The organism is Neobacillus sp. K501, from assembly GCF_053749995.1.
Window position 1 is genome coordinate 32,418 of record NZ_JBSLYA010000002.1, and the last position, 19,849, is coordinate 52,266.

The window sequence follows — 19,849 nt, forward strand, 5'->3', positions numbered from 1 at the left end:
CTCTTTAACAAGATTTTTAACACCTATAGTATGCTCCATGAGTAAAAGAGTTATTTCACACCATTATGCCAGCTGATACCAAGCGTATTTTCTCCTGCATGGACTCCAATAACAGCACCTAGCGGACAACAAATAATTTTAAGCTGTGGATATTGTTGCTCAATTTCAGCTTTCCAATCGTTTGCATGGTCTTCATGTAATCCATATAAAATATATACCTCTTTAAATTGGTGCTTTTCGTATGACACCCTAAAATAATCAAGAATTTTTTCTTTGGCTTTCTTTTCGCTTCTAACTTTTTCTTTAGCGTGGAGAACACCATCTTCGATTGAAATGATTGGCTTCACATTCAACATGCTGCCTAAGAAAAACTGTAAACCTGACATTCGACCACCGCGATGCAATTGCTCCAGGCTACCTACAAGAACATAGGTCTCATTGGTATCTCTTATCACTTCCATTTGTTCAATGACTGATTCAAGATCATTGCCGGCATCCAATAGTTCCATACCTTTTTTTAAGATCGCACTCATTGGATAAGTTAATATCTTTGAGTCAAAAGTTGTGACTGGAATCTCAACAAGCTTTGCCGCCTGTTCACTTGAAGACACCGTACCACTTAATTTCCCTGATAACAGCACGGCAACCACTCTGTCGTAATCCTTGGAAAGTTGTTCATATAATTCCTGAAATGCCCCTACAGAAGGCTGTGAAGTTGTTGGAGGATTTTTTAAGTGCTTTAACCTTTCAAATAACTGAGGAGGTGATAAATCAATTCCATCAGCAAATTCCTGTCCGTCAAGAATGATATTTAATGGTACGGTATATAAATCAGGATGATTTCTTAATTCCTCATCTAAAAAACCTGTACTATCTGTTACCCAAGCAGTTCTTATCACTCAAATCTCCCCCTAAAAATTAGTATGAGGTCATATTATCTAGTTGAAATTATCGTACATTTAATTCAAACTATTGTAAATAACCAAAATAAAATAAACCAGCCCAAATTGGCTGGTTTAAGACTACGACTGCAATTGGTGGAGTGTGGAAATCATGAACTCTATCATTTCCACTAAGTTTTCCATTTGCTCTTCATCTATAAGTCGTTCAAACTCCACTGTAATAGTAAATTTCCCATAATCAGGACCATTTAATCGATTATATTGGATGATTTGAGTAAACTTTCTGGTTTCACCCCAAATACTGATTAGGATCCTATCTATCTCTTTAAAATCACGATCTATCGAATCTTCCTCCAGAAAAAAATACAGCTTAACTTGACATCCTGATTGTTTCTGCTGGATGGACTCAGGCAGCAATTCTGCTGCGAGATTCATTAGTGATGATTCCATTTCTAACTTTGCTGTCGCCATTTTCTCTGGTAGTTGAAAGGAGACATCAAAACTACGCGACATTTTCGCTAAATTCATCCAATCATTTCGATCCGTAATAATGATTTCCCCGTCAAGATCAAAATCATATAACGCCCCTTCAATGACAACTTTCATATTATCAAACGCTGTGGGATCAAACATACTCTCACCTCTATTTTAGAACAAGCCAATCGCATTTCCATTTTCATCAACATCCATCCCTAATGCTGCAGGTTTTTTGGGAAGTCCAGGCATGGTCATGACTTCGCCTGTCAAGGCAACAATAAATCCGGCACCAATCGAAGGTTTTAATTCTCTAATTGTTACAGTAAAATCGGTTGGTCTTCCCAGTTTTGTTGGATCGTCGCTCAATGAATACTGTGATTTTGCCATACAAACCGCTAGATTAGACCAGCCAAAACTTTCAAAATCTAATAACTGCTTTTTAGCTTTTGGGGAGAATTCAACATCTTTTCCACCATATACTTTTTGAACAATGGTTCTTATTTTCTCCTCAACAGAATCGGACAACTCGTATAATGGCTGGAAATTATTTTCTTCACTGGCCATTACAGATAAAAGGGTTTTTGCAAGTTCAACTCCACCTGCACCGCCTTTTTCCCAAACTTCTGTAAGAGCACCGGGGATATTTTCCCGCTCACACCATTCCAGTAATGTTTTTAATTCTTGATCAGTGTCAGTTATGAACTTATTTATGGAAACAACTACTGGCAGCCCAAAGCTTTTGATTGTTTCAATATGTTTTTGTAGATTAGCAAAACCTAGGGTCAATGCTGGAATATCTTCTTTAGCTAAATCAGCTTTTTCCACACCACCATGCATTTTCAAGGCTCGAATAGTTGCTACGATAACAACTGCCTCCGGCTTAATACCTGCACTACGTGACTTTATATGTAAAAATTTCTCTGCTCCCAGATCGGCACCAAAACCACCTTCTGTGATGACAAAATCAGCAAGCTTTGTCGCGGCTGTTGTCGCTATCACACTATTACAACCATGGGCGATATTTGCAAATGGCCCGCCATGCACAAGAGCAGGTGTATGTTCAATCGTTTGGACTAAATTGGGTTTAACCGCATCCTTCAACAATAATGTTAACGCACCTTCAACTCCCAGATCACCAACCGTAACTGGTTCCTTTTTTTCATTATAGGCAATGACCATTCGGGATAAGCGCAGCTTTAAGTCTTTGATATCTGTCGACAAGCAAAGAACCGCCATGATTTCTGAAGCTACGGTAATATCAAAACCATCTTCTCGAGGTATTCCTTGCAGCGGTCCTCCGAGTCCAATTATGACTTTCCGTAATGCACGATCGTTTAAATCCACAGCACGTTTCCAAACGATCCTTCTTTGGTCAATCTTTAGCTCATTTCCTTGTTGAATATGATTGTCCAATAATGCTGCTAGTGCATTATTTGCTGCTGTTATGGCATGGAGATCACCTGTAAAATGCAAATTGATGTCTTCCATTGGCAAAACCTGTGAATAGCCGCCGCCAGTAGCGCCGCCTTTAATTCCCATTGTTGGTCCTAAAGAAGGTTCTCGCATGGCGATGATCGCATTTTTACCCAATCGGTTAAAGGCATCGCCAAGACCTACAGTCACTGTAGATTTCCCTTCACCGGCTGGAGTTGGATTGATCGAAGTAACAAGTATTATTTTTCCGCTTTTATTTGTTTTCATTTTTGTTAGTGCTTCATTGGATATTTTGGCTTTATATTTCCCAAAAAATTCAAGATCATCTTCCTCTAAGCCAAGTTTTGCAGCGATTTCGACAATCGGTTTCATCGTTGATGCTTGTGCAATTTCAATGTCTGATTTAACTGGTGCTCTCATTTGCAAATTTATCCCCCGCATTCACATAAAATAGAAAACCACTTTTATTGTACCAAAATAGCTCTTTCGTTCGTGTATTTTTTCTCACGGAAAATTATTCTTTTCTCAACTTAGGATAATGTTTATAATGTTAATGACCGAATATTAAAAAAACAAACTCATTCAAATGACATGAAGGGGGAGTGCCACTTGCCTATCAATATACCAAAGCTTCTGCCAGCAAGGGAAATCCTTGAACAAGAGAATATTTTCGTCATGGACGACGAACGAGCAACTAGTCAGGACATTAGACCATTAAATATTCTCATCTTAAATTTAATGCCTGAAAAAGAAAAAGCAGAAACACAACTGCTTCGACAATTAGGGAATACACCGCTACAGGTAAATGTAAAATTCCTAAAAACCAATTCTTATGAATCTACTCATACGAGTAAACAGCATCTTGAACAATTTTATACGACTTTTTCAGAAGTAAAAACGCAAAAGTTTGATGGTATGATCATTACCGGTGCTCCTGTTGAGTTATTACAATTTGAACAGGTAAAATATTGGCAAGAGCTGACGGAAATAATGGAATGGACGAATACAAATGTTACCTCCACGCTCCATATTTGCTGGGGAGCACAGGCAGCCTTATTTTATCATTATGAGATTGATAAATTTGAACTAGCGCGTAAATGTTCAGGAATTTATGCACACCAAGTGTTTGAGCCAAATGACATCCTTTTGCGTGGTTTTGACGATCTTTTTTACGCTCCCCATTCTCGTTATACAGATGTTTCCATTGGAGAAATCCATGAACATCCAAAGCTAAAGCTATTGGCTGCTTCTGAAGAAGCAGGAGCATTGTTAATTTCCTCTCGTGATCGAAAACATGTTATGATTACTGGCCACTTAGAATATGATTCTGATTCGCTAGCACAAGAATATTCGAGAGATATTCATAAAGGTTTGGAAATCCATATTCCTGAAAACTATTTTCCAAATAATGACCCGAGTAAACCCCCGATTAATCGATGGCGTTCTCACGGCCATTTATTCTTCTCCAATTGGCTTAATTATTATGTATATCAAGAAACCCCATTTAAATGGGACTAATCTGAAAAGCATTGGGTGTGTTCCTAATGCTTTTTTGATTTTCTTTCACTAATTGATATTCCCTTTTTGTTTATTTTCCGTATTTTATAGAAAGAATATTTGGCAGAAGGGGGAATTGTTTTGGAAACAGTCGTAGCACTACATCGTAATCATCATGGTGAAATTATCAGTTTTGTCACATCATCAGGAAGAATCATTTCTTATCGGAAAGCGTTAATGGAAGCACAGAGCGGATTAATTCAAGGCATACAGCCTGCAGAAGATCAAACAGGAAATTTAATTCTTAGCCCTGAGCAGGTTCAGTCTTTTGCACACTTCCCAAATCTATTTTAAAAAGCACCTGGCTGTATCATGCCAGGTGCTTTTGCTTTACAATTTATCCCGCATTAACGGGCAGTAAGACCCCCACCTCAAAACTTAAGTAATAGCAAAGAAGTCTAGGGGATAACTGCCCGTAAAAGCCCGATAGGTTCAACTAACAATCAGTGGGGGATGAAGAAAAACCCCCACTGATTGAAGTTTCACTTTATTCTTGTTCATTTAGTTTTTGAATTTCTTTTAATGATGCAATTCGATCTTCATCCTCTTGAAAAAATTGAACGAGATCAACGATTCGATCGATTGAATCCCAGCTTAAGTGATGCTCGATTCCTTCCACATCTTGATAGATATTTTCTTCTTTTACACCTATGATTTTTAAGAACTGCTCTAGCAAATCATGTCTAAAAACTAGGCGTTTACCTATTTTATTTCCTTTTGGAGTTAAAGTAAAACCTCTATATTTTTCATACACTAAATATTCGTCTTTATCTAGCTTTTGAACCATTTTTGTTACTGAGGAGGGATGAACAGATAACGCTTCCGCAATATCAGAAACACGCGCATATCCTTTTTCTTCTATCAGCATATATATTTGTTCAATATAATCTTCCATACTCGGTGTTGGCATCCCGTACCCTCCAAAATCATAATCAACTAAAAGTTTACTATAGAAAAAAAGGAGTGACAAGGTGAATTATATCTTTATTCCTAATCATCTTGGTGATTTTTCTTCAAATAAAAATTTAACTTTTATTTCTTTGTCATCATAATAAAGCCTTGCATTAAAGGTTTTGTCCTTATTCGTGAAACCTTCAATCAACTCTGTTTTACCCTCAACAAGAAGTAATTTAATGTTTTTTTGCGTAATGTTTTTACCCAGAATTTTCTTTGAAATGGTAAAATCACACTGATTTTTTTGGTAGTTAGAGCAGCCATAAAAACTCCCCTTATCGACAATCGCTCCATTACATTTTTTACATGGTCCTAATTTAGTCGCTGATTTCATCCCTTTCCGCTTACCTGGAGTAAAGTTTTCGCGAATATCCTCTGAAAAAATCCAACTGCCTGAGTGTCCAACCCCGGAAGAAATTAAATGCGTGACCATTTTATTCGCCTGCTCCATAAAATGTTTTGGGGAAGCCATTCCTTCAGAAATTTCCTTTAATTTTTGTTCCCATTTTGCTGTCATTTCCGGTGAGGCGAGAATTTCCTGACCGATTGCTTCTATCAATATTTTAGCCTTTGCTGTTGCATATACGAGATTCTTTGTTACCTCAATATATTTTCTATCCTTCAACATCGTGATAATTCCTGCTCTGGTTGCCTCTGTACCAAGTCCTTCTGTTTTTGAAAGTACCTTCTCAAGTTCTTTATCCTCGATGTGTTTTCCTGCGGTTTTCATTAACGTGATAAGTTGTCCCTCCGTATAGCGTTTTGGAGGCTGAGTCTGACTTTCTTTAACGGCAACTTTTACTGTCCGGCCCTGTTCTCCTTTTGCTAGAACTGGAAGCGAAGTCTCCCCATCTTGCTCCTTTTGATTTATCACTTTCCGCCAGCCTTCCTCGATCTGAACCTTTCCCTTTGATTGAAAAACAGCCCGGCCATCTACTAGAGTTGTCACATTTGTATATTCTGCGATAGCTTTTGGATAATGGGCTGCTATTAAACTTGCAACGATTAAATCATATAGTTTCTTTTCATCCGCATCTAGTTTAGCTATATTCGGTACTTGCTCAGTTGGAATAATCGCATAGTGGTCTGTTACCTTCTTTTCGTTGACATAGCGTTTATTGTCCATAAGTAAAGGAATAGGCAGCGGGAAAAATTTTTCATAGTCCGTTATATGACTCAATTTATTAAGTATATCAGGAAAGGTTTTTGCCTCTTCTTTTGTTACGTACCTTGAGTCTGATCGGGGATAGGAAACATTTCCCTTTTGGTAAAGCTTTTGCAAGACATCGAGTGTCTTTTTCGGTGGGAATTTATATCGTTTATTTGCTTCTGCCTGTAAGGTAGAAAGATTGTATAGCAAGGGAGGTAAAAACTCTTTTCTCTCCGATTGAACATCTTCTACCTCAGCTGGCTTTTCTTGGCAAAACGCTGCCACTTTTTCAGCCATTTCTTTTTGTTTTACTCGAGATTCTCCATCATTTTGCCATTTACCACTATATTTCTTTCCTTCTATATTAAAATGGGCAATGACTTCCCAAAAAGGTTCAGCCTTGAAATTTTCAATTTCTAACTCTCTTTTCACTATAAGTGCTAGAGTCGGAGTCTGAACCCTACCTACTGAAAAAACATCAGAAAAACCTTGCTTCTGTAAAAGCAAACTGTATAGTCTTGATGCATTCATGCCGACCACCCAATCTGCACAAGCACGCGTATATGCCTCAAAATATAAATTTCTTGTATCTGTTTCATCTAATAATTTAATAAAACCTTCGCGGATGGCATTAGCAGTTAAGGAAGAAATCCAAAGACGTTTCATCGGCTTTTTGCAGTTTGTTAAGCGAAGAATATTACGGATGATTAATTCCCCTTCACGCCCAGCATCCCCTGCGTGAATGATTTCATTTACTGCCGGATTGGTAACTAGTTTTTGAATCACTGAAAACTGTTTTACCTTATCCTTTGTTACTTCATATTGAAATTGTTGAGGGATCATTGGCAGATTTTCTAAGGACCATTTTTTCCAAGCAGGCTCGTATTTTTCCGGATCAACGAGCTGACAAAGGTGGCCGATTGCCCAAGTTACATAGGCTCCGTTTGTAAATATTTCATTTGGAAATATTTCAATATAACCATTTTGTTTTTTATGTTTAAATATCGAAGCCAATGTGGATCCTTGATCAGGTTTTTCGGCAATAATTAATTTCATCATGATTGCTCCTTTATAAAAGCATTCCGGATTCATTTTCCCACTTTGTTTCTCTTTCGTAAAGATAAAAAAATTGGCACCCGTTTTCAGGATGCCATCTATCTTACCCTAACAACGGTCGATCGAGTGAATACAATCTTCGATATCTTGATTCCTTTTCAAGAAGCTGTTGATGGTTTCCTTCCATTACGATTTTGCCTTGATCAAGGAAAATGATACGATCCATTTTCTCAACACCGATTAAGTGGTGTGTTACCCAAATAATCGTTTTTCCTTGCAGCGTTTCAAACATAGTCTCCAATAGTTCAATCTCGATTTTTGGGTCAAGTCCTACAGTCGGTTCATCCAATAAAACCACAGGTGTATTTTGGAGTAATATCCGTGCGAGGGCAATTCGCTGCCGCTCCCCGCCGGAAAAACGCTGACCAGTTTCCTGCATAATTGTTTCATAACCTAAGGGAAGTTGTTGAATCGTAGAACCCAATCGAACCTTTTTTGCAGCCGCATATACATCTTCGTCCGTTGCATTTGAATTTCCCAAGCGGATATTATTTAACACTGAAGTATTAAAAAGGTAGGGTTTTTGGTTTAGAACACCGATTAAATTCGGCATGTACCCAGTAAGTTCTTGTGTATTTATTCCTGCAATTCTAACTTCCCCATTTGCCGGCATGATTGTACCATAAATAAGCTTTAATAGTGTTGACTTACCCGAGCCGCTGCGCCCAATAATCGCAATTTTTTCCCCTTGAGGAATCTTTAAATTCATTCCATTGAACAATAAATCCTCAGGATATCCAAATGATAAATTACTAATTTTAATTGATATATTCCTTTGATCTGCCAAATCAAAAATTTCTCTGTCTTTTTTAGTCTGGATGACTGGAATTGAATCAAGGCGTTTTACCGAATCGATATAAGTAGTCGTTTCACTAACAGCCTCAGCAAGCGGTAAAAAGGTTTCCAACATCGATAGCATGACAAGTCCAATAGCAGCAATAAATGTTGGCTCGATAATACCTTTTAACGTCATACCATTTGCCCAATAGATTGAAAAGATGACAATTGCTCCAACCACAAGTTGATTAAACAGATCGCGCCAATTCACAAAAAAATGTTTCTCCGTCTCAAGCTGTAAAAGTCTATCTTCTTGTTGTCCGTGGTGCTGAATAAAAACAGGATAATGACCACTGAAATTCCAATCACTAATTCCAAAAATCGTATCAGTCAACTGACGATAGAGGTTATGTCTACCCTTTTTCAATTCTTCATTTTTTGCTTTTACATAAAAAAATGAGAAAAACGGACCAACAAAGACAAGTAAGCCAATTAGGATGGCTAATAGAATCGCAAATGGTATAGAGAAAAGTCCTGTGATACTAATGATGATCGAATAAATAATTAAGGAAACGATGGAGGGTAGTAAAGTTTTTAAATAAAAATCCTGTAGATGTTCAATATCATCTGCAAGTACTCCCAGGATATCTCCTGTCCGAAAGCGCTCACGAAATGATAGCGCTTGTGGTTCAAGAACATTATATAAGTGCAGCCGCATCTGTGAGAGTATCTTCAAAATAAAACTGTGACCGGTTAATCTTTCTAAATAACTAAGCACTGCCCGGCCAATGCCAAAGGTTCGAACCCCTACAATCGGAACATAAACCATTAATATTGATTCAGGCTGTGTAGCAGATTTTGAGATAAGATAGCCTGAGGTAAACATCAAGGCGCTGCCGAATAATAACGTCAGTAAACCAAGAAGGATGGTGAGGAAGCATAACCACCGATATTGAGATAAAAACGGGATTATCCAATTTCCCTTTTTCATCAGATCGCCTCCAATTGCGCATGTACTAGTTGATAGTAGCTTCCACGCTGAGCGATTAACTCTTTATGTGTACCAGTCTCAACAAGTTTCCCTCGGTCAAGAACAATAATTTGGTCCATATCAAGCATCCAATGCAGACGATGGGTAGCAAAAAACACAAGTTTATTTTCAAATAATTGCAGCATCGTTCCTTTTAACTCTGCTTCGGTTTCGATATCGAGATGGGCAGTTGGTTCATCCAGTAGAATGATCTTGCGTTGTCCCAAAAATGCTCTAGCTAAGGCAATTCGCTGTTCCTGACCACCACTTAAAATCCGCCCACCTTCACCAATTATTGTTTGCAGCCCTTCTGGCAAGGCTTCAATTATACCCGTAAGCCCCGCTTTCCTTGCAGCTTCTTCAACTTCTTGTTCAGAGGCCTCTCGGTAATAAAAGCGGATATTATTTAAGATTGTGTCGTTAAACAAATATGGATGCTGAGGAATATAGTTTATTTGTTCCTGCCATGATCTATAAGCCAACGTATTTACCTTTATGTCATTTATGAGAAATTCTCCATTTGAGGGTGTTAAAAAACCGCTCATTACATCAATGAAGGTCGACTTTCCCGATCCACTGGCACCGATAATGCCAATTTTTTTAGAGCCTGTACAAGTGAAATTAATGTCCTGCAAACTATAATTATCAGTTTCTGCAAATTTAACTCCCATTCCTTTTACAGACATGCAGCCTATTGGTTCATATGAAAGAATAGTTTTGTTATCTTCTATCACATGATCTATATTTAATATTTTTTGAATCTTTTTGCCGACATTTTTACCATCAAGTGTTGCGTGATAATCTTTCCCTGCCTCCCGAACAGGAAGAAAGAATTCAGGTGCTAAAATAAGGATAACTAACGCAGATGAAAGTTCCATTGTTCCATTAATTAACCCTAGCCCTAGAAAAACAGCAACCGTTGCAATTGACAGCATTGTAAAGAAATCTAAAGCAAACGAGGATAAAAAGGCGATACGAAGAGTTTCGATTGTCGCTTTTCTGTAGCTTTCGCTAACAATCGTTATTTTTTCACTATGACTTTTGCTCAAACCTAAATACTTGAGCGTTTCCAATCCTCTTAAAGAATCCACAAAATGATTGGAAAGCAGCTGATAGGATCGGTATTGGCGATCAGCTTTACTTTTCGCCGCTTTTCCCAAAAGAATCATAAAGATAATGACAATTGGAAATGTTACTAACAAAATAACGGCTGAACGAATATTTTCAAAGAAAATATAGAAACAAACCATAGCAGGAATCAAAGCAGCATTCATTATTTTAGGTAGATAAAGCTCCAAATACTGCCGAAACTTATTTGTTCCCTCCATCACCAAGGTTACAGTCTGTCCAGATCCTTCTTCGCGCACAAATCGATGCCCCAGTGTAAAAAGCTTATTTAGAAGCTTCTGACGGAGTTCTTTTGTTGTAATCACTGCGTATTGGAAAGCAAGATTTCTCTTAAATCCTACTAACAATTGGCGAAATACGAGTGCGAAAAAGAATAGTAACAATTCTTTTATAACCGTACGAAACAAATCTCCCCCAAAAAGGGAGGAGATTGCTTCGGCTAAAAAATAGGCTTGTAGAATAATCATGACTCCTTGCATAGCTGTTAGAACAGCTAGCCTAATCAAAACCTGCATAGCCCCTTTATAAGAAAACAATGCCTTGTCCATTAGTAAGTCAAATGCTCCTTATCAGATACTCTTTTTCTAAAAATATAGTAACTCCATATTGTATAACCTAATACAAACGGCAGGATTGAAACGGCGACAATCGTCATGATTTTTAGCGAATAGTCTCCGCTTGCTGCGTTGTAGACTGTTAAATCAAAGGCTTTATCAATGCTACTTATCATCACTCTCGGGAACAAACCTATAAAGATAGCTGAAACAGTAAATGCTAAACCAAGTCCCGACATTGTAAAAGATAGCCCCTCTTTTTTATGTGATATAAAGTAATAGGCGAGAGCGTAAGTAAGGACGATCAGGGAAACTAAAACGATTTCTGCGATGAAACGAACTTCAAAAATATCGGTCATGATTACTGACAATCCAACAAAAACAACTAATGCTCCTAGAACAGCCAAAGTTACCTTTTGGGCAAGCACCGCAGAATTTTTACGAATTTCTCCTTCTGTTTTTAGGGAAAGGAAATTGAGCCCATGTAAGAAGCAAAGCAAGGTAACGGTTAAGCCTCCCCATAGGGAATATATATTAATAAAATCTGTAAATCCAGCAGACATATTCATATCCTCTTGTATCGGCATACCTCTAAGCAAACTAGTAAAAAGTACACCTAAGAGGAATGGCGGAAGCAAGCTGCTGATAAATATTACCCAATCCCAAACATTAGTCCAGCGGGGATTATCCACTTTACGGCGAAATTCAAAGGCAACCCCACGTCCAATTAAGCAAAGAAGAACAGCCAGCAAAGGTAAATAATAGCCACTGAACATCGTTGCATACCAATGAGGGAATGCAGCGAAAATGGCACCACCCCCAGTCAGAAGCCATACCTCATTTGCATCCCAGAAAGGACCGATTGTATTTACCATAATCGTCCGATCCTTTTGGGATCGTGCTAGTAATCTTGTTGATATACCCACACCAAAATCAAATCCTTCTAGAAAAAAGAAACCAATAAAGACTACGGCGATTAAGACAAACCATAGTTCTGATAATTCCATCTTAAGCACCTACCTTATTAAATGGATCTGTTATTGATTTTGCTGCACCTTTGGATTGGAGTTCCGGACCCTTTTTAATTTCACGAATCATTAGGTAAACCATGACCACTAAAAGTATGGTGAAAATTAATAGATACATAATCATTGAAAATAATATCATCCCAGCTGAGACATTTGGAGAAATCGCATCAGCAGTAGTCATTAAACCAAAAACTGTCCAAGGCTGACGTCCTATCTCCGTCATGATCCAGCCAAAGGTATTGGCCAAAAACGGAAATGAAATGGCAGGAATCAATAATTTTAAGAATAAGCTGCTATGTTCAATCTTTCTTTTTCTCCATAAATAAATGCCAACAATTGATAGCAGAATCATTGCGGTACCAAAGCCAATCATTAAGCGAAAACTCCAATAGGTCGTTTTGACAGGAGGTATATAGTTGGTACCATCACCAACTATAGAATCGTATTTTTCCGTATATTCCTTTTGCAGCGTTTCCATCCCTTTCAGGCCGCCTTCAAATTTTGAATAAGATAAAAAGCTTAATGCATAGGGAATATTCAACTCAAACGTATTCTCCTGTGCCTCAGTGTTAATAGTAGCAAATATTGACCAAGGCGCTGGGTCAGGTGTGTCCTTCCAAATTCCTTCGGCTGCGGCCATTTTCATGGGCTGTGTTTTCACTAAATATTGTGCCTGCCAGTGGCCACTTAAAGCTGTTCCAATACTACCGATTAATCCAATAATCATTGCCAGTCTCATTGACCTTTCATAAAAATCAACATGTCTTTTCTTTAATAGATTATAAGCACTTATACCGGCAACAAAAAAGGCAGCTGTACACAATGCACCAGTAAAAACATGTGGAAATTCCACTAGTAATTGTCCGTTCGTAATTAATGCGAGAAAATCATTCATTTCTGCACGACCATTGTTCATTTCAAATCCAACCGGGACCTGCATAAATGAATTAGCTGTTAATATCCAAAAGCCCGACAATATTGTTCCTAATGACACTAGCCAAATACAAGCTAAATGAACTTTTTTTGAAAGCCGATCCCAGCCAAAAATCCATAGTCCAATAAAGGTTGATTCCATAAAAAAGGCGAGCAGTGCTTCAATAGCTAGTGGTGCTCCAAAAACATCGCCAACAAATCTTGAATAATCGGACCAATTCATCCCAAACTGAAATTCTTGAATAATTCCTGTTACAACACCGACGGCAAAGTTAATTAAGAAAAGATGCCCCCAGAATTTCGCCATTTTTTTGTAAATCTCTTTCTTCTTCACCACATACAGCGTTTCCATTAAGGCAACCATAAAGACCAGCCCGATAGAAAGTGGGACAAAAAAGAAGTGGAAGATGGTTGTTGCGGCAAATTGAGCTCTTGCCAAGATTACTGCATCCACGGTATTACCTCCTCAAAATTCAATTCCTAATGCTCAATATTTCACAATAATAACGTTTTGTTTTCATTATTTCCCCCTATTTTTATATTGTTAATAATAATTATCAATTAATAATATCTTCAATTAAATCTTAACAAATAATACCAGAAATACTCAGGTGGTTTTTGACAAAAATGTGACAAAAATAGAACAGCCATTATGACTGTTCTATCCATCCTATTTTTATTTTGATTTTCTAAGTGATGAATCAAAATAATACCAATTTTCCTCAGGAATAATATTTGAAACGGTTAAGATAAATGATGGGATCCTTTGAACATCAAAAACGATTGCTCCAATCTTTTTTGTAAATATAAGAAAGGCATCTCCATGTGAGTAAGACGATAAAGCATTTCCGATTTGCATTAAAGACATTAAAATCTCCTGTTTCTCCTCCGCTTCAATGAAGACCTGTGGTGAGAACCTTAAGATCCATTCCTCTCCCTTAATTGAAAACCGGTACATCTCTCCTCACCCTTTATCTCAATTTATATTAAGATATGAGTCTTCCATAAATTTATGTTTCCAGAGAATTATCAATTTCAATTTTATTTTCCAATAATTATGATTTAAGCACTAAAAAAGCGCTTCCATTCCTTGACTGACCTATTTTCTTCGTGTATATTTAAAGCATCATGTATTATTTTGTAAAGTTTAAAAATTATACATACGTTATACATGATAATATTTATCTTTGGCACTTATACAGTGTTTCGAAAGGCTTAGGAGGAAATAGTAGATGCAAAACGGTAAAGTAAAATGGTTCAACAATGAAAAAGGTTTCGGGTTCATCGAAGTTGAAGGTGGAGACGATGTATTCGTACACTTCAGCGCTATCACTGGCGAAGGCTTCAAGTCTTTAGAAGAAGGTCAAGAAGTTTCTTTCGAAATCGTTGAAGGAAACCGCGGACCACAAGCTGCTAACGTTGTAAAACTATAATTTAAATCATAATGACTTATCAAAGGCTGACATGAATTGTCAGCCTTTTTCGTGAAGAATTCTTTAATGTAGAGCCGTTATCATGTCAGCTTTTTTCCGTAATCCTGTAACTTCTCTCCCACGGTACATTTTGAAATACAAAACCGATGTGCAAACCTCCTACCGCCCTCCTGTTTAAAATGCTGATGTAAAAGGCAGCCATTGCAGTATTGTACCATTAAGGATTCAACATAATTTAACAGTTCTTTTCTATTCGAATTCTTCACAAAATTTCTGCCTCCTATACCTAAAGAATTTGCGTTTTAGCGAAAATCTCTTTCCCTTCTAACGCCTGCGTTGCTAATTTGTCTGCCTCTTTATTATCCTTCCTGGAAATGGCTGTGTATTTTGGTGTAAGGGAAAGTGCCTTTATCTTTTCCTCAATCCGGTCAAGCCAGCGGTTAAGGACATCTTCATAGCATGGCCATTCCCCTTCTAACTGCTTAAGAACAACTTGGGAATCTCCTTTAAATTCACAAGGGAGATGATGAACTCCTAATTCCTCTAATATATTTAATGCATAGTAAAAGGCTGCATATTCTGCTTCATTGTTCGTTTCCATTTCATCAAACCGTTCATTGGCTCGAATTCTGTATTTCTTTTTCCCCTGCTTAAAAAAAATGACGGCACCAAGTCCTGCTTGATTCGTTTCTTTGTGAAAGCCACCATCAAAATAGACGGTAATTTCATGAGGATCCTCTTCAATTTCGGTTACTAGCTTTTTCATCTCTTTCAAGATCCACGAAGTACCTTTTTCATCATAAAAGTACAAGTCGCTTGCTTTCCCCAACTTCTCAAGTTCATCTCCTGCTTGGATCGCTAAATCACTTGATAGCCAATCTGATGTAAACTGTACTTTTTCACTACCGATTTTATAATTCCACTCAATCCGATATTTCATCTTTTTCAACCTCTCTAGACATTTTCGAACTATTATTTTTTTATCGCTCTACTATATTATGTTTTGATCTTTATTCTTATCATACCCAGTTTAGCCATAGTAGAAATAGAAAAAATTATTTTCTTGTATGAATGTGGTAAAATAAAATAAACTTTCAATTTACAAAATGGAGGTACGGAAGTTGATTGAAGTCTATATTGACGGGGCAAGTGCTGGAAATCCCGGACCGAGCGGGGCCGGAATTTTCATTAAAGGTAATGGAATCACAGAACAAATCTCTATTCCGCTTGGGATAATGTCCAATCACGAAGCAGAATACCATGCGTTTATAAAAGCTTTAGAAGTTTGTTTAGAAAAGGGATTTTCACATACTATTGTATCATTTCGAACTGATTCGGAATTAGTAAATAGAGCGGTAGAAAAGGAATTTGCTAAAAATAAGCAATATTCACCTCTGCTTGAAAAGGCGTTAGATTTGACGAAGCAATTTGATTTATTTTTTATGAAATGGATTCCGAGTAAAGAAAACAAAACAGCCGATGAATTGGCTCGACTCGCCATTAGAAAAAATACATTGGAGGCAGAGTAACCCAATATGAAAAAGCCTTTTGTTGCTGATATAAGTTTACTTTTTGTTACCTTAATCTGGGGCACCACTTTTTTACTCGTACAAAATGCGATTGGTTTTTTAGAACCATTCTCCTTTAATGGAATTCGTTTTTTTGCTGCAGCGGTCATGTTATTGATATGGTTATTTATTTTTGAAAGAAAGCAGCTTCGTTTATTAGATCGGAAGATAATTTTTTCAGGTGTATTTATTGGCTTTTGGCTATTCCTTGGCTATGCATCCCAAACGATTGGCCTTCTATATACGACCACCTCGAAGGCAGGGTTTATTACTGGATTAAGCGTCGTTTTTGTCCCATTGTTTTCCATGTTTTTGTTAAAGCTTTTTCCAACTAGAAATGCCATCATCGGGGTGATAACGGCAACAATCGGTTTGTTCCTACTAACGATGACCGATGTAACGGCACTTAATATTGGCGATGGCTTTGTTTTTATATGTGCGGTGAGTTTTGCCCTTCAAATCATTTTTACTGGTAAGTTTTCAAGCAGGTTTCCGACATTATTATTAACCGTCATTCAAATTTCAACGGTTGCGTTTCTCTCGATTGTCTGCTCATTCCTATTTGAGGATTGGCAAAATGCTTACAATTTAGAAGTATTAATAGCAGGTGATGTCATGATTGCATTAATTATTACAAGTTTGTTTGCCACAGCATTGGCGTTTCTAATTCAAACTAATTTTCAAAAATATACAACAGCCACTCGGGTCGCGTTAATATTCGCTATGGAACCAGTATTTGCAGCAATAACTGGCTTTTATTGGGCAGATGAACGATTATCTTATAGTGCACTATTCGGTTGTTTCTTAATTATTGCGGGAATGATCTTCGCCGAGCTTCCAACAAGAAAAATACCACTTCTTAATAAGGGTAAAGGTTTGCAAGGCTAACAAAAATACTCCCATTGGACTTGGGAGTATTTTTGTTTAAATGGCCAATAATTCTCTTTCTTTGACGAATTTAAGGGCCGCATTTCTTGATTTTATTTGACTTGAAACTAAGGTTTCCAGCAAAGACATATAAAAGCTGCCATCAAAGCTTTTTTGAGCTTTTAATGTAAGTTCTATAGCTGCATTAATCACTTCATCGGAAGCATTGGTATAATGTTTTCCGAAGTAAATAAAACCGATCGAATCCTCTTGGAATTGAAAACCTTTTCCTTCCAAGTAATGCAAATATTCATCTACAGTACGCACTGAATCCCCATTCCTCTCCAGCCAAACTAAAACCATTTATTAAATTTTAACCTAGAATTCGACAATTTTCTATCTTTTTCTGAACATAAATGACCAATAACCCCAACCAAAGCACCAAGAATAGCACCTCCTAGTACTTCTTCAGGCTGGTGGCCAAGCATTTCTTTTAGTTTTTTTGGTGCTTCCTGCTTAAATTCTACGCTTTCTTCTTTATGAACTTTCTCAATTAATTCATGCATCGAATTTACTTTCAAGGTTAATTCTCCAGTTTGTCGGCGTATTCCCTGTGCATCATACATGACAATTAACCCATAAACTAACGAGAGTGCAAAATCAAAGGTTGGAAGTCCCCGCTGTAAGGCAATATAGGTAGTTAGGGTTGAAACTCCAGCTGAATGGGAGCTGGGCATACCCCCTGTTTGAAAAAAAAGGTCAGGACGCCATTCCTTTTTTTTCATATAATGAATCGGAATTTTCATGCCTTGTGCTAATCCTATGCTAAATAAGGACAAATAAACACCTTTATTCATTTCATCACCTCTACCCATTATTGTGAGAAAGCCTGAGTTTTATTATTCCAAATGGAAACACTAAAAAATGGGAGGTGAACGAAATGGGAAGAAATAAAAATCGTCAAACTAACCGGGGAGTAAAAGCTCCGGGAGTTAATCCACAAGGATATGGTCAAGATGCAGAATTTGCAGAAGAGCCGAAAAGTAAATTAGAAAATGCGGCTAAAAAGAAAAATACTAAATAAAAATCGAGATACCTAGTCGCCCTTCGGCGGTGCGGCTAGGCAACAGAAAAGGCTGTCCATTAGCAGGACAGCCAAGTTTTTAAGATACAAAAGATTCTTCTAGAGGCAGCAATCGATCTACACCGCGAAGTTCTAACTCTTTTAGTTTATTTATTGCTTTTTCTTTTTCAATACGAAGTCCCGCTTCTTCAAGTGAATAGCTTAACGGAACATCGCACTTAATTTCTGCAAGGGTTCGCGATAAATGAAGCATTTCTAATTCCTGCTCAATTTTTGTTTTATGGGACTTAGACAAGAGGTCAAGATTTGAAATGATACCTTCCACATGTTCAAATTCTTTTAAAAGCTTAAGCGCAGTTTTCTCACCGATTCCCTTAACACCTGGATAGTTATCACTTGGATCACCCATTAAAGCCTTCAAATCAATCATTTGACGAGGTCTAATTCCTTTTTCCTCTAAAAAAGTATCCGGTGTATGAACAAGATAATTCCCGTAACCTTTTTTCAATAAAATGACCGAGATTGATTCATCCAACAGCTGAAGGATATCTTGATCGCCTGTCAAAATCGAAACATTGGCGTGTTCCCGAGCTTGATAAGCAATTGTCCCGATGCAATCATCTGCTTCAAATCCGGCTACACCAATGTTTGGGATATCAAAAGAAGCTACAACTTCCTTAACTAAATCAAACTGCGGAATAAGTTCTACTGGTGCCTCTCCTCGATTTCCTTTATAAGCATCATATAGTTCTGTTCGAAAGGTTTTGCTCCCCATGTCCCAGCATACAGCAACATGAGACGGTTTAAAGCTACTTACTGCTGTAAATAAATGCTTAATAAAGCCATGAATTCCATTTGTCGGAATTCCTTTTGAATTTATCATAAACTGACCTGTTACCGCTGTTGCATAAAATGCACGGAATAACAACGCCATACCATCTACAAGCATAAGTGAAGGCTTTTGATTTTCCAAATTCTCAGTCCTCCTTGTTTTGAAAACAACACGATTCTCATTATAGCACAAAAATTACTCGATTTTGTTCTCCTCATACGAAATCCAATCGCTAAAACTTCCCAAGTAAAGTTTTACCTTTTCAAATCCTGCTTCTTTTAAGGCAAGAAAATTCGGTGCCGCTGTTACACCAGAACCGCAGTAAACAATCACCTGATTCTCTGAAGGAATGTTTGAAAAACGCTTGTTTTGGTCTTCGGCAGACTTATATCGGCCAACCGTTAATCCTTCAAACCAAGGCTTATTGATTGCGCCTGGAATCCTGCCAGCTTTTTTATCAATCGGTTCTTCCAATCCTAGATAGCGTTTTTCTTCTCGTGAATCGATGAGGACAGTTTCTTTCACCGAACCGTTCACCACCGCTCTTACCTCTTCAAGACTGGCGATAAGTTCCGGCTTAATGGCTGAGGTAAATATTGTCTTCTTTAATTCCGGTAAATCATTAGTTACAGGGTAAATAGCTTCGTTCCAGGCTCTAAAACCACCGTCAAGGACATATACTTTTTCGTGGCCAATATATTGGAGCATCCACCAAAATCTTGCTGCAAACGCACCTTCCCCATTGTCATAAGCAATAACGGTTGTATGTTCATCGATTCCGGCATGTTCAAGCTTACTGATAAATTCTTTTAGATTCGGGAGCGGATGCCTGCCGCCATGTTCGCTGACCGCACCTGATAAATCCTTCTCAAGATTGAAATAGACGGCGCCAGGAAGATGGCTTTCTCCATATTCCTGACCACCTTTTTCAGATTGTGCTAATGAAAAACGACAGTCAACAATTCGAATATTTGGTTCATCTAAATTTTTTAGCAGCCATTCTTTATCGACAACATACTTCATGA

The 19,849-nt window shown here is 37.6% G+C and carries 22 protein-coding genes; 6 read left to right on the top strand and 16 right to left on the bottom strand.

Features of this window, described 5'->3' with window-relative positions:
• Positions 1-50: 50 nt before the first annotated feature.
• The 3 genes from ACWM35_RS04560 to ACWM35_RS04570 all read right to left on the bottom strand — a co-directional run bounded on the left by ACWM35_RS04560 (position 51) and on the right by ACWM35_RS04570 (position 3,233).
• On the bottom strand, positions 51-899 hold the full coding sequence (locus tag ACWM35_RS04560) for a DegV family protein (protein ID WP_454815914.1): 849 nt from the start codon (positions 897-899) through the stop codon (positions 51-53).
• A 123-nt stretch (positions 900-1,022) separates the two neighbouring features.
• Positions 1,023-1,535: a hypothetical protein gene (locus ACWM35_RS04565; protein ID WP_454815916.1), complete on the bottom strand. Its 513-nt coding sequence runs from the start codon at positions 1,533-1,535 to the stop codon at positions 1,023-1,025.
• A gap of 15 nt (positions 1,536-1,550) precedes the next feature.
• Positions 1,551-3,233 carry a formate--tetrahydrofolate ligase gene (locus ACWM35_RS04570; protein WP_454815918.1) on the bottom strand — a complete coding sequence of 561 codons (1,683 nt, stop codon included), beginning with the start codon at positions 3,231-3,233 and terminating at the stop codon, positions 1,551-1,553.
• 189 nt (positions 3,234-3,422) lie between these two features.
• Here ACWM35_RS04570 and metA point away from each other — a divergent pair, with 189 nt between their 5' ends.
• Positions 3,423-4,331 (top strand): homoserine O-acetyltransferase MetA, encoded by a 909-nt coding sequence (gene metA, locus ACWM35_RS04575; protein ID WP_454815919.1) that lies wholly within the window; start codon positions 3,423-3,425, stop codon positions 4,329-4,331.
• Positions 4,332-4,451: 120 nt separating this feature from the next.
• Entirely contained in the window at positions 4,452-4,664 is a 213-nt protein-coding gene (locus tag ACWM35_RS04580) for a DUF3892 domain-containing protein (protein WP_454815920.1), read from the top strand.
• Between the two features lie 193 nt (positions 4,665-4,857).
• On the opposite strand, the gene mntR is transcribed toward ACWM35_RS04580, so the two are convergent.
• The 7 genes from mntR to ACWM35_RS04615 form a co-directional block, all read right to left on the bottom strand.
• Positions 4,858-5,280: a transcriptional regulator MntR gene (mntR, locus tag ACWM35_RS04585; RefSeq protein WP_454815922.1), complete on the bottom strand. Its 423-nt coding sequence runs from the start codon at positions 5,278-5,280 to the stop codon at positions 4,858-4,860.
• Positions 5,281-5,364: 84 nt separating this feature from the next.
• Positions 5,365-7,530: a DNA topoisomerase III gene (locus tag ACWM35_RS04590; protein WP_454815924.1), complete on the bottom strand. Its 2,166-nt coding sequence runs from the start codon at positions 7,528-7,530 to the stop codon at positions 5,365-5,367.
• 103 nt (positions 7,531-7,633) lie between these two features.
• On the bottom strand, positions 7,634-9,358 hold the full coding sequence (gene cydC, locus ACWM35_RS04595; protein ID WP_454815926.1) for a thiol reductant ABC exporter subunit CydC: 1,725 nt from the start codon (positions 9,356-9,358) through the stop codon (positions 7,634-7,636).
• Entirely contained in the window at positions 9,358-11,073 is a 1,716-nt protein-coding gene (gene cydD, locus ACWM35_RS04600; protein ID WP_454815928.1) for a thiol reductant ABC exporter subunit CydD, read from the bottom strand. The genes cydC and cydD overlap by 1 nt, the downstream gene beginning before the upstream one ends.
• Positions 11,073-12,086 (bottom strand): cytochrome d ubiquinol oxidase subunit II, encoded by a 1,014-nt coding sequence (gene cydB, locus ACWM35_RS04605; protein ID WP_454815929.1) that lies wholly within the window; start codon positions 12,084-12,086, stop codon positions 11,073-11,075. Before cydB ends, cydD begins: the two co-directional genes overlap by 1 nt.
• 1 nt (position 12,087) lies before the next feature.
• Positions 12,088-13,494 (bottom strand): cytochrome ubiquinol oxidase subunit I, encoded by a 1,407-nt coding sequence (locus ACWM35_RS04610; RefSeq protein ID WP_454815930.1) that lies wholly within the window; start codon positions 13,492-13,494, stop codon positions 12,088-12,090.
• A gap of 222 nt (positions 13,495-13,716) precedes the next feature.
• A complete protein-coding gene (locus ACWM35_RS04615) occupies positions 13,717-13,998 on the bottom strand; it encodes a hypothetical protein (protein WP_454815932.1) in 282 nt (93 codons plus the stop codon).
• A gap of 274 nt (positions 13,999-14,272) precedes the next feature.
• Between ACWM35_RS04615 and cspD the strand changes: the two genes are divergently transcribed.
• Positions 14,273-14,473: a cold-shock protein CspD gene (gene cspD / locus ACWM35_RS04620; RefSeq protein ID WP_026563856.1), complete on the top strand. Its 201-nt coding sequence runs from the start codon at positions 14,273-14,275 to the stop codon at positions 14,471-14,473.
• An 80-nt stretch (positions 14,474-14,553) separates the two neighbouring features.
• On the opposite strand, the gene ACWM35_RS04625 is transcribed toward cspD, so the two are convergent.
• Positions 14,554-14,739 carry a zinc-finger domain-containing protein gene (locus ACWM35_RS04625; protein WP_454815934.1) on the bottom strand — a complete coding sequence of 62 codons (186 nt, stop codon included), beginning with the start codon at positions 14,737-14,739 and terminating at the stop codon, positions 14,554-14,556.
• A 20-nt stretch (positions 14,740-14,759) separates the two neighbouring features.
• Positions 14,760-15,413, bottom strand: a complete 654-nt coding sequence (locus tag ACWM35_RS04630) for a ribonuclease H family protein (protein WP_454815936.1) — start codon at positions 15,411-15,413, stop codon at positions 14,760-14,762.
• Positions 15,414-15,594: 181 nt separating this feature from the next.
• Between ACWM35_RS04630 and ACWM35_RS04635 the strand changes: the two genes are divergently transcribed.
• Entirely contained in the window at positions 15,595-16,002 is a 408-nt protein-coding gene (locus ACWM35_RS04635) for a reverse transcriptase-like protein (protein WP_454815938.1), read from the top strand.
• Between the two features lie 6 nt (positions 16,003-16,008).
• A complete protein-coding gene (locus tag ACWM35_RS04640; RefSeq protein ID WP_454815940.1) occupies positions 16,009-16,929 on the top strand; it encodes a DMT family transporter in 921 nt (306 codons plus the stop codon).
• 36 nt (positions 16,930-16,965) lie between these two features.
• On the opposite strand, the gene ACWM35_RS04645 is transcribed toward ACWM35_RS04640, so the two are convergent.
• Both ACWM35_RS04645 and ACWM35_RS04650 read right to left on the bottom strand, forming a co-directional pair.
• Complete coding sequence (locus tag ACWM35_RS04645) at positions 16,966-17,235, bottom strand: DUF6123 family protein (RefSeq protein ID WP_454815942.1); 270 nt, start codon at positions 17,233-17,235, stop codon at positions 16,966-16,968.
• A 26-nt stretch (positions 17,236-17,261) separates the two neighbouring features.
• On the bottom strand, positions 17,262-17,765 hold the full coding sequence (locus ACWM35_RS04650) for a divergent PAP2 family protein (protein ID WP_454815943.1): 504 nt from the start codon (positions 17,763-17,765) through the stop codon (positions 17,262-17,264).
• Between the two features lie 83 nt (positions 17,766-17,848).
• On the opposite strand from ACWM35_RS04650, the gene sspL reads away from it, so the two are divergent.
• Positions 17,849-17,992, top strand: a complete 144-nt coding sequence (gene sspL / locus ACWM35_RS04655; protein ID WP_454815945.1) for a small, acid-soluble spore protein L — start codon at positions 17,849-17,851, stop codon at positions 17,990-17,992.
• A 79-nt stretch (positions 17,993-18,071) separates the two neighbouring features.
• Here the strand turns inward: sspL and ACWM35_RS04660 are convergent, their stop codons facing one another.
• Both ACWM35_RS04660 and ACWM35_RS04665 read right to left on the bottom strand, forming a co-directional pair.
• Entirely contained in the window at positions 18,072-18,965 is an 894-nt protein-coding gene (locus ACWM35_RS04660; protein ID WP_454815947.1) for a 5'-3' exonuclease, read from the bottom strand.
• Positions 18,966-19,019: 54 nt separating this feature from the next.
• A complete protein-coding gene (locus ACWM35_RS04665; RefSeq protein ID WP_454815949.1) occupies positions 19,020-19,847 on the bottom strand; it encodes a sulfurtransferase in 828 nt (275 codons plus the stop codon).
• Positions 19,848-19,849 lie beyond the last annotated feature (2 nt).